Source organism: Agrobacterium tumefaciens (assembly GCF_009649785.1).
GTDB classification, from domain to species: domain Bacteria; phylum Pseudomonadota; class Alphaproteobacteria; order Rhizobiales; family Rhizobiaceae; genus Agrobacterium; species Agrobacterium tumefaciens.
The window spans coordinates 1-8,526 of record NZ_WJOK01000051.1; the positions used below are offsets into that span (position 1 = coordinate 1).

Consider the following 8,526-nt stretch of genomic DNA (forward strand, 5'->3'; position numbering starts at 1 on the left):
CTTATCGCTCGCTCAGTTCGCCCCAAGGGGCGTCGAGCCTGTAGAAAGTTCCATTGCTCGACCTTCTACCTACCATCACAAGTACAAGCGATCGGGATCAGCGTCACCGGTTGCTTGGTATCCTCATCGCTCTGGCAGATCGCGGATATATATTCAAGAAACGCGCCATCACTACCGTAGCAGATCAACTGTCTGCATTGTTAAGAGGCGATCAGTCATATCACTGGACTACTGCAAAGACAGGCCAAGCACTCGGTAAGAGCGAGGCGACCTTAAGACGTCGCCTGTCTGAAGAGCATCTGCGCTTTGAAGACATCCTCGTTGACGTCCGCATGCACCATGCAATGATCCTGCTCCAGACGACCACGATCAGCATTTCTGATATTGGCAATACTTGCTATCAAACGCGCGCCAGGTTTTCAGAAAGGTTCGAACCAAATTCGGCTGCTTGCCTTCACGAGTGCGATAGCCTTGGCCCGACCTTCCTGATCCAAGTAGTGAACACTCATGAGCGTTCCAACAAAAATCGCGCGGAACGTTAGGACTCCTGTTTCGCGCACCAACGTCTCGACGCCGTGACGCTCGATTAAGTGATGAAAGACGCTGGTTTTACACCTGCAGCATTCTATGGCGGCTTAAGATCCAAAGATGACATTTTCGAATGTTCTTCGGCAATGTGAGCACTAAAATTGACAGAGCTGGCTGCTGTTCTGATATGCGTAAACGTACCTATTGGAGCTGAAGATGCGCGAAATCGAAGAAATCACCTATCCACATGTCGGCGAAACCCGCTGCAACGCCACCGCAATTCGTCAAGCGGCGCGTCATATGACGCGTTTCTACGATGCGGCTATGGCAGCTATCGGCTTGCGCGGCACACAATATACGACACTTCTTTACCTCTCCCGGCAAGGACCAATGACGATCGGCAGTCTGGCAGACGCTATGGTTATGGATCGCACGACTGTCGGTCATCTCGTCAAACCGCTTGAGCGCGACGGTTTACTGCGCATCGATTCCGATCCAGAAGATCGGCGATCGCGACTGGTCAGCGTAACCGAAGAGGGCATGCAGCGGGTTCGTGACGGATATGCCGCGTGGGAAAAGGCGCAAGAAGTCTTTGAGGCCAGTTTTGGTGCAGAGAAAGCGGAAGGAATGCGCAGGACAATGGCAGCGGTCGTAGCGACCCGATTGCCGCTGGCTTAAACCCGAGCGAAGCTATACGGTTCGCCGTAACACCTTCAAAAGAATGCGCTGAGTGAAGCTTTGACTGACTGCATAGCCCTTATCAGGCGAGGCTGGTGGGCATAGCCGGGCATCAGGTCTCACAGTGGTTTGCAAAGCCACACTGTAAAGGAGACCGGCTATGACCAGGCGCGACGTCACCGCATCTGCCCCAGTCTGGCAGCAATTTGGACGACATCGTTGTCTTCGCAGTCGGCATCATCCTTACCGCCACCCTGTTCCGCTTCATCGAAGAGGCGATCAACATGCTTTTCGCTGCGCGGCGCAAAACGATGAAGCCGTGCAAGCACCGGCTCCTCCTCAAGTCGACGACGTGCTGAGAAAGCGCTTCCTTCTCCGCCTTCAACGCGGCGATTTCGGCAGCGTGTGCTGCCAACTGCGCCATCAAATCGGCAACGGTGGGACTGCCAGTTCGTACCATAGTCGTTTTGAATCTGAACCGTCGCTCCGCGTCAACCGACCAAGCTGCCTCAGCCGGCGACTTGGTATTGCCGCACCGGATGGCGGACTATTGCGTCAATATCGATGCCGTCAAGGATCCAATGGAGCTGCTCGGTCGAAAGCGTCAACACCGCAGACTCTCGGCGTGGCCACCTGAACTTGTCTTCCGTCAACTTCTTCAGGACCATGACAAAGCCCGACCGATCAAAGAACAGCAGCTTCACCCGGTCCCGCCGACGATTGCAGAAGGCAAACACCGCAGGGGCAAACGGGTCCAGCGCCATCGTCTCCTGACCAGGACCGCAAGGCTGTTGATGCCAGCCCTGAAGTCGATCGACTCCCGATGCAGGTAGACCTTCAGATCAGCGCCCAGTCTGAACATGACCCAACGCTCCTATAATTGCGGCCAGCCCATTCTCATCGTCATACTCAACGGTCGGGCTGATCCCGTTCGACAGGAGCGCACTCACCTTGGACGCCTGATGCGACTTGCGCAACGGCACGCTCTTCGTCACTAAATCGCCGCCAGAATTCGGAGGCATATCTGGAGCAATCTGAACCGGAACGAATGCCGAGACCGGAAGGCAGAGGACGCTCTTCCATTGCCTTCTTTATCCACTTGCGAACGAGATTGGCATTCACGCCGTGTTCCCGCGCAAGTCGAGAGACCGAAACGCCAGGTTCTAAACACGCTGCGACGAACCGATCACGCGAAGCAGGGTCATATCGACGGCGGCCGTCGCGACCAACAAGCCGCACCTGCGGTTTAGGAGCATCTTCATCCATGATTTGGTGTCCACCTATTTTGGTGGACACTTCATGCCGCAGAGCGTTGCGTTTCAGAAGGTGCGCCGAAATTCGCGCTTACAATCTTTCGACGAAAATTCGACGACAGCAGACTTTTCTCTCACAAACGAAGCGCCGTGCCGACAAGCGCAATTGGACCTGGTGCCAGCACAGGGCAAATCGGCAATTATCCGAACGTAACGGCTATGAATACGACCTGACATGCGGCTGCATAATTGGAAGGAACGTCAAATCGCTGCAACTCGCGCTGAGACAATGATAATCCGTTACTCTCGTCGGAACGATCTACAATCAATCCGGCCGGGATGAGGGACGACAGACGAAATTTGGTTGCCATGGTACTGATACCTTTCTGATAACCGCGCCAGTCTTGGCGAAGAAATCATCAAGTGTGAGTCAGATCCAATGTTCCATGCTTAAACAAACACTTCGCGACACCATCCTAACCGGTTCGGCCAAGCCGCGCGCATCGTGTCGTCGCTTTTGCTCATCCGGACGGAAAGCACCGCACGGGCGTGTCGCACATCTATGCATACCACACGCATGCAGATCTTCTTCAGTTCATGCCAGAGCTAGCTCGACATGGCACCAATCTCAAAGCCAACGCGTTCAGAATCCGGTGCTTCTTCAAAAGCAGCGCCGCTAAAAGCGCCACATCCGGCTTCGTGCGGCACTCGAAGATAAGACGACCGGTCGTCAGAATTCCTCAAGCTCAACCCTCTGGGTAAATTGGCGGTGCTGACGACTGACGGAACGGCTACTTGCGTATCCGTTGCTATTATGAGTTTTACATCCAGCCGTTCCGCTGTTTGGCAGAACAACTGAGGAGCATGGTCGGTAGTGGCAGCGCGTATGTGAGTTTGAAAATTATACGCGCGACTTCATCGAGATGGAGATCGTACGCCCGTTATTGCGAGGCGAAGAGAAGGATGATCTAGAATCGATGCGCGCTTCGGCACGCCGTTTTATGGATGTTTTCGGCTGGATGGATCGCAATCTTTCTCATGCCCACCTCGGGTTGAATACCACGCGGCCACAACCGATAGATTCGCACAATTGAGAATCGACCGCGTGGTATTATTGCGGCGACAGCAGACTTGCTACTTCGGTTAAATACGCTCGTCGATGAGCTTCTGCCGAGTTTAGGGGGCTAGGACCTTGAACTCGGACGCCCCGGAATATGGCTTAGAATTGACTTTGAGAACCCACCGTCAACACAAAGGTCTTGTCCGGTGATGTAACTCGCAAGCGGGCTGATTAGGAACTCAATCGCATTGGCGATGTCTCGTGGCTCGCCGATCCTTGAAAGCGGGATCAAACCCTCTCTTGCCTTCTTGATCTCTGGATTCTGATACATCTTTTCAGTCATTGGCGTGTGAGTCATTCCCGGGGACACTACATTCGAGCGAATTCCAACCGGTGCCCATTCTAAAGCAAGGGTCTGCGCGAGCATTGTTAGAGCGGCTTTAGTTGGACTATACGCGCCCGAACCCGCATGGGGCATTTGGCCAGACATTGAAGATGTGAAACATGCTGCGCCTCGGGTCTCCTTCAAATGCGGGTATGAGTGTTTGGCTAATAGCCAGGCTCCACGGAGATTTACCTGGAACATTCGGTCCCAGTCGGCGACCGAGAGATCACAGATATTTGCTGGGCTTGCGGTACCCGCATTCGCTACCAGAGCGTCTAAGCCTCCAAACGCAGACACGGTTGTTTCCACCAACCTCGGCGCAACTTCGACGTCACCAAGGTCGCCAGCCAATACGATGGCTTCGCTGCCTAACGCGCGTACCGCGCTTGCAACTTCATCCTGTCCTTCGGACGCGCCGTATCCGCAAACAGCGATCTGCGCACGTTCACCTCTTGATGCTGCAGTTTCGGCAATGCGGATACACACTGCCGCGCCAATTCCACGACTTCCGCCGCTTACCAGTGCTCTCATCATTTGCCTCCTTCTGATCGCCTTTCCATTTATGGAAATACTTTCTGAAATGCAATACAATTCTAGATAATTCAATTTTCCGAGGCGGGAAAGGCGCCCGCGGTTCGCGCTTCTTTAGAGCCTTACAAACGGCCCTTCATTTTTTAGATGGCCTGCGGCCCGACGCGGGACATGAAAATGAACTACAGGTAGCCGCCGGACGACAACGAGCCATACGCTCTATCGAGCGTGCGTACCTCTCGCCGGAACCGTCAGGCGCATCCTAGCATGTGCACGAACAAGAGGGTTACGCAGCGACATAGGCCCGCACTGCAGGGGCGGGGAGCCACCTAAACTATCGAGGACGGGCGACTCAATTGTAAGCGTCAGATTAGGATTTCAACGAGGGCGTGGCAGCATGCGCAACCTGTCATGTCCACCTCGACCCAGAGATTGCCACTAAGCTCGGTGAGCGCAGCGAGGACGAAAAAGAACTGCTCGAGGGTAGCGAGGTCTACGACCCGGATCGATCACGATTGTCCTGTCAGGTGTTCGACCTGTCGCTCCTTGGTGAAACAGAGGTCGAGTTGGCACCTGAAGATAGCTAGCTCAGTTTAGCTGCGACAGCCTGCCGTAAGAGTCTCAGCGGATGTCCGGTCGACCCGCAACAGCGCGCGTGTCGTTTCCGATCATGCAGCGCGGGGGCATGAAAGGAACGGTTGCGGGACGGCGGCTCTCAGGATAGCGATGGTGCGAGGAGTGAAATGATTAGGGCCGGGTCTTCTTCCGTGCCGCCACGCTCTCAACGAGTGTTTTCAGCGAATTCGAATAATCCCGGGGATAGTGTCAGCGATCTGACCGCTCCCGGGTCAGCAGGGGACCGTGTGGTGTTTCTAAAGGCTGCAGCCATCTTCAGCTAGCCATTACTGAAGAGCGTGGACTATGATTATATGTCTCACCGCCACTCGAGGACCTTATGCCACTTAATGATTTTGTCGATCGCGTCATGGAAATAATCGAACTGCTCGCTGAGAAGCCTGCGGGCATGAAACTGAGTGAGATCGCTCAGCAGCTCGACATACCCAAAAGTGCTGCCCATCGGCTGCTTAACTCTCTCTCCCAGCGGGCTTTGTCGATCAAGACGAGATGAGCCAACGTTACTGCATGACCGTGAAGCTCGCAGCGGTGGGCCTTCGCTTCCTCAGTGCCTCCGGCACTTCTGATATCTGCCAGCCCTCCCTTGATCGGCTCGCCAGACATACTGGAGAACTGGTCCGTCTAGCGGTCGTGCATGGTGACGGATTGCTGTGGATCGCGAAAGCGCAGGGATCTTCGTCTCCGCTTCGATATGACCCGTACCTCGGAAATCCGGTAGACCTTCACTCAACTTCGGTAGGTAAGGCCTTGGCTGGTGACGTTAGATGAAGAGGTGGCCGTAGCGCTCGTCAAATCCAAAGGCTTCAAAACTACGGTTGGCAGCGGAATGCCCATAGCTCACGACGAGGCCTCCCTTCGAGCCGAGCTTGAGGTCACCCGAAAGCGCGGCTACGGTGTGTCCATAGAGGAGGGCGAACTCGGCACAAGTGCGATGGCCCAAGCAATTTTGGTAGGGCGGGATCGCGTCGCCGTCGGAACTATAAGCATCGCGGGGCCGGCAGCTCGGCTGACACGAGAGCGAATGGAAGAGTTCGCTCCCGTACTCGACACGATAGCTGTTGAGATTGCCGAGCTTTGGCCGGCACGGCAAGTCGTTAATCTGGCTAATGGCAATAAGCGCGACAGTGTCGCAAACGGCTGAGCTCGTTTGGTACTGAAAGAATAACAGTGGCGACTCGACAATCTAATCACCGTTCCCTGCGCGAGGCCACTATCCGCGGCTAAGGTGCGCTCTGGGACGAAGATCACAGTGCAACGCGCTCGCTAGACGCACAGGTCGGGCGGCGGAGGCGGTGTGCACGCTAGCTCTGTGAAGTGGGCCTTCCTGGAATATGGCTGAGGATAGACTTAGAAAAGCCTCCATCCACGCAGAGATCCTGGCCAGTCACAAATCCCGCATTCGGCCCCATTAAAAACTCGATGGCGTTGGCAATATCCTCGGGCTCTCCGATCCTGGAGAGCGGGATGAGGTCTTCTCTCGCTTTCTTCAACGTTGGATCGGCATACATCTTTTCTGTCATGGGGGTGCGCGTCATGCCTGGCGATACAACATTCACTCGTATGCCATCCGGTGCCCACTCCAGTGCCAGAGTCTGCGCCAACATGGTCAACCCTGCCTTGGCGGGACTGTAAGCGCCGGATCCAGCGTGAGGATGCTGGCCTGACATCGAGGAGACGAAACATACGGCACCACGCTTTTCCTTTAGATGCGGATAGCAGCTTTTCGCAAGCAGCCAAGGACCCCGAAGGTTAACGGCAAGCATGTGATCCCAATCAGCAACTGACAATTCGGATAGGCTCCCGGGGCTCGTTATCCCAGAATTGGCCACAAGGCCGTCGAGACCTCCGAATGCTGCCACTGCAGCCTGGACCAGCGTCGCTGGCACCTCGGGGTCACCCAAGTCTCCCGACAGCAGGATTGCTTGTCCGCCTGTCGCGCACACGGCTTGGGCAACGTCCTCTTGTTGTCGAGACAACCCATGACCGCATACCGCAATCTGAGCACGCTCTCCTCTCGATGCCGCTGCTTCAGCAATTCGGATACAAACCGCCGCGCCAATTCCGCGACTTCCTCCGCTGACCAACACTCTCATGGGCCTAACTCCTCCTAGATCGAAGTCGACGGGATCCAAATTCCGCGCTGCTGCGGAGTCTGGTTTCGATGGATGTTATCCAGGATCGGGGCAAGCGCGAGCGTAGCCTCGTCGGTGATGATGATAACAGAGCACACGAAGGATGGAGCAAGTGTCACGCGGAGATGCTCCAGCCTCGTTTCTTCAGTTCCTCAACTCCATCGTTGATTTCCTGAAGGGGTTGTTCTTCACGAATGATTTCAAGAACAACGTCATCAACACTGAACACTGAGGCCACTGCTTGCCCTAAACCTTCAAAATCGACAATGCCCGTGCCTATAGGATCATGTCCCCACACGTCTGTACCCGTGTCAGAAATATGTACGAGAGCAATGTGTGAATGATGCTCCAGGAGAGCGGCAACTGGATCCTCGCCTATGTAAGCAGCGTTCGCGACGTCATAAACAATGCTGAGATTCTTATCTCCGATCTTGTCTACAAGATCGACCAATTCACCGATCGTTGGCCTGAAGCAATATGGGGTATTCTCCATAAGCAACCGCACGCCCGCTTGCTTGGCGACCGGCAGAAGCACGTCAAGACTTTCGGAAAACCACCCAAGGGCCTGAGGAATCGTGGGGGAGATCATTGGACGCCGTGTTCCTGGCGATATCACAACGTCGGCAACATCCCAATCGGCTGCCAGTTGCAGTACATCCTTGATGTGGTCTGTGCTTTTACGCCTCATATTGGCAGCGGGGCTGGCTAGGTTGATATCGTATCCACCAGCATTGAGCGATCGGACTCTCGCCCCGTGATCCTGCAGTTGCTTTCTCGCATCCGTGCGCGAACTCGCCGACATTTCGACCGGCCAGCAGTGTGGAGAACTGATGGGCACTTCGAAAACCTTGAACCCATGCCGGACAAGTTCTGAGATGGCTTCGATTGCAGTGGACTTCCAAAGGTATGAGAAAGTATTGATGATCATCGGTGCCTCCTAGCCGCGTCGAACGCGACATCTATTTTTCCGAAATACGTAGATTCTCGTCGCGGACTCCCCGCGACTGTCAGCCGGTGCCGGTTCCGGAAGAGATGTTCCGATCATCGGGGCCAGCGAAGTTTGTTGAGATAGTCTGCGCTTTCCAGAAGCGCGCTGTTAGGTTCAGATGAAACAACTTCAAAAATTGAGGGTCCGTTATAGCCTATGCGCTTTAAAGCCTCGGCAACGGCTTCGAACTTTACTTCGCCTCCTCCGACTGGATCATGACGAAAATCGCTCAGCGGCGTATCCGCCAGGTAGATTGCTGAGAGGTGCTCTTTGATTAGAGAAATCGCGTCTACCGCAGGGTCGCGTCCAAAGGCCGCATTTGCAACGTCATAGCC

The 8,526-nt window shown here is 54.9% G+C and carries 11 protein-coding genes and 2 pseudogenes; 5 read left to right on the forward strand and 8 right to left on the reverse strand.

Going from position 1 to position 8,526, the window contains the following annotated elements:
• Nucleotides 1–53 precede the first annotated feature (53 nt).
• Nucleotides 54–542: a helix-turn-helix transcriptional regulator gene (locus GH784_RS26840; protein WP_153794035.1), complete on the forward strand. Its 489-nt coding sequence runs from the start codon at nucleotides 54–56 to the stop codon at nucleotides 540–542.
• A 202-nt stretch (nucleotides 543–744) separates the two neighbouring features.
• Nucleotides 745–1,206: a MarR family winged helix-turn-helix transcriptional regulator gene (locus tag GH784_RS26845; RefSeq protein ID WP_153794036.1), complete on the forward strand. Its 462-nt coding sequence runs from the start codon at nucleotides 745–747 to the stop codon at nucleotides 1,204–1,206.
• A gap of 203 nt (nucleotides 1,207–1,409) precedes the next feature.
• Here the strand turns inward: GH784_RS26845 and GH784_RS26850 are convergent.
• From GH784_RS26850 to GH784_RS26865, 5 genes and pseudogenes are all read right to left on the reverse strand, one after another.
• Nucleotides 1,410–1,666 (reverse strand): annotated as a pseudogene (locus tag GH784_RS26850) (IS66 family transposase); the annotation flags it as partial.
• Between the two features lie 49 nt (nucleotides 1,667–1,715).
• A complete protein-coding gene (gene tnpB / locus GH784_RS26855; protein ID WP_153794037.1) occupies nucleotides 1,716–1,970 on the reverse strand; it encodes an IS66 family insertion sequence element accessory protein TnpB in 255 nt (84 codons plus the stop codon).
• A gap of 145 nt (nucleotides 1,971–2,115) precedes the next feature.
• Nucleotides 2,116–2,472: a transposase gene (locus tag GH784_RS27775; protein WP_410170285.1), complete on the reverse strand. Its 357-nt coding sequence runs from the start codon at nucleotides 2,470–2,472 to the stop codon at nucleotides 2,116–2,118.
• An 84-nt stretch (nucleotides 2,473–2,556) separates the two neighbouring features.
• Nucleotides 2,557–2,830 (reverse strand): annotated as a pseudogene (locus GH784_RS27810) (ISL3 family transposase); the annotation flags it as partial.
• A gap of 813 nt (nucleotides 2,831–3,643) precedes the next feature.
• On the reverse strand, nucleotides 3,644–4,438 hold the full coding sequence (locus GH784_RS26865; RefSeq protein ID WP_210251803.1) for an SDR family NAD(P)-dependent oxidoreductase: 795 nt from the start codon (nucleotides 4,436–4,438) through the stop codon (nucleotides 3,644–3,646).
• Between the two features lie 952 nt (nucleotides 4,439–5,390).
• On the opposite strand from GH784_RS26865, the gene GH784_RS26875 reads away from it, so the two are divergent.
• Genes GH784_RS26875 through GH784_RS27780 form a run of 3 tightly spaced genes read left to right on the forward strand, consistent with a single transcriptional unit; the run spans nucleotide 5,391 to nucleotide 6,212 of the window.
• Nucleotides 5,391–5,564, forward strand: coding sequence for a helix-turn-helix domain-containing protein (locus GH784_RS26875; protein WP_153794038.1), 174 nt, complete (start codon nucleotides 5,391–5,393; stop codon nucleotides 5,562–5,564).
• Between the two features lie 14 nt (nucleotides 5,565–5,578).
• Nucleotides 5,579–5,839 carry an IclR family transcriptional regulator domain-containing protein gene (locus GH784_RS27815; RefSeq protein WP_458363561.1) on the forward strand — a complete coding sequence of 87 codons (261 nt, stop codon included), beginning with the start codon at nucleotides 5,579–5,581 and terminating at the stop codon, nucleotides 5,837–5,839.
• Between the two features lie 58 nt (nucleotides 5,840–5,897).
• On the forward strand, nucleotides 5,898–6,212 hold the full coding sequence (locus GH784_RS27780) for an IclR family transcriptional regulator domain-containing protein (RefSeq protein ID WP_458363562.1): 315 nt from the start codon (nucleotides 5,898–5,900) through the stop codon (nucleotides 6,210–6,212).
• Between the two features lie 160 nt (nucleotides 6,213–6,372).
• On the opposite strand, the gene GH784_RS26885 is transcribed toward GH784_RS27780, so the two are convergent.
• The 3 genes from GH784_RS26885 to GH784_RS27255 form a co-directional block, all read right to left on the reverse strand.
• Nucleotides 6,373–7,164, reverse strand: coding sequence for an SDR family NAD(P)-dependent oxidoreductase (locus tag GH784_RS26885; RefSeq protein WP_153794039.1), 792 nt, complete (start codon nucleotides 7,162–7,164; stop codon nucleotides 6,373–6,375).
• Nucleotides 7,165–7,318: 154 nt separating this feature from the next.
• Entirely contained in the window at nucleotides 7,319–8,131 is an 813-nt protein-coding gene (locus tag GH784_RS26890) for a sugar phosphate isomerase/epimerase family protein (protein WP_153794040.1), read from the reverse strand.
• A gap of 113 nt (nucleotides 8,132–8,244) precedes the next feature.
• Nucleotides 8,245–8,526 (reverse strand): sugar phosphate isomerase/epimerase family protein (locus tag GH784_RS27255; RefSeq protein ID WP_246670507.1); only part of this gene is annotated, 282 nt, incomplete at its 5' end.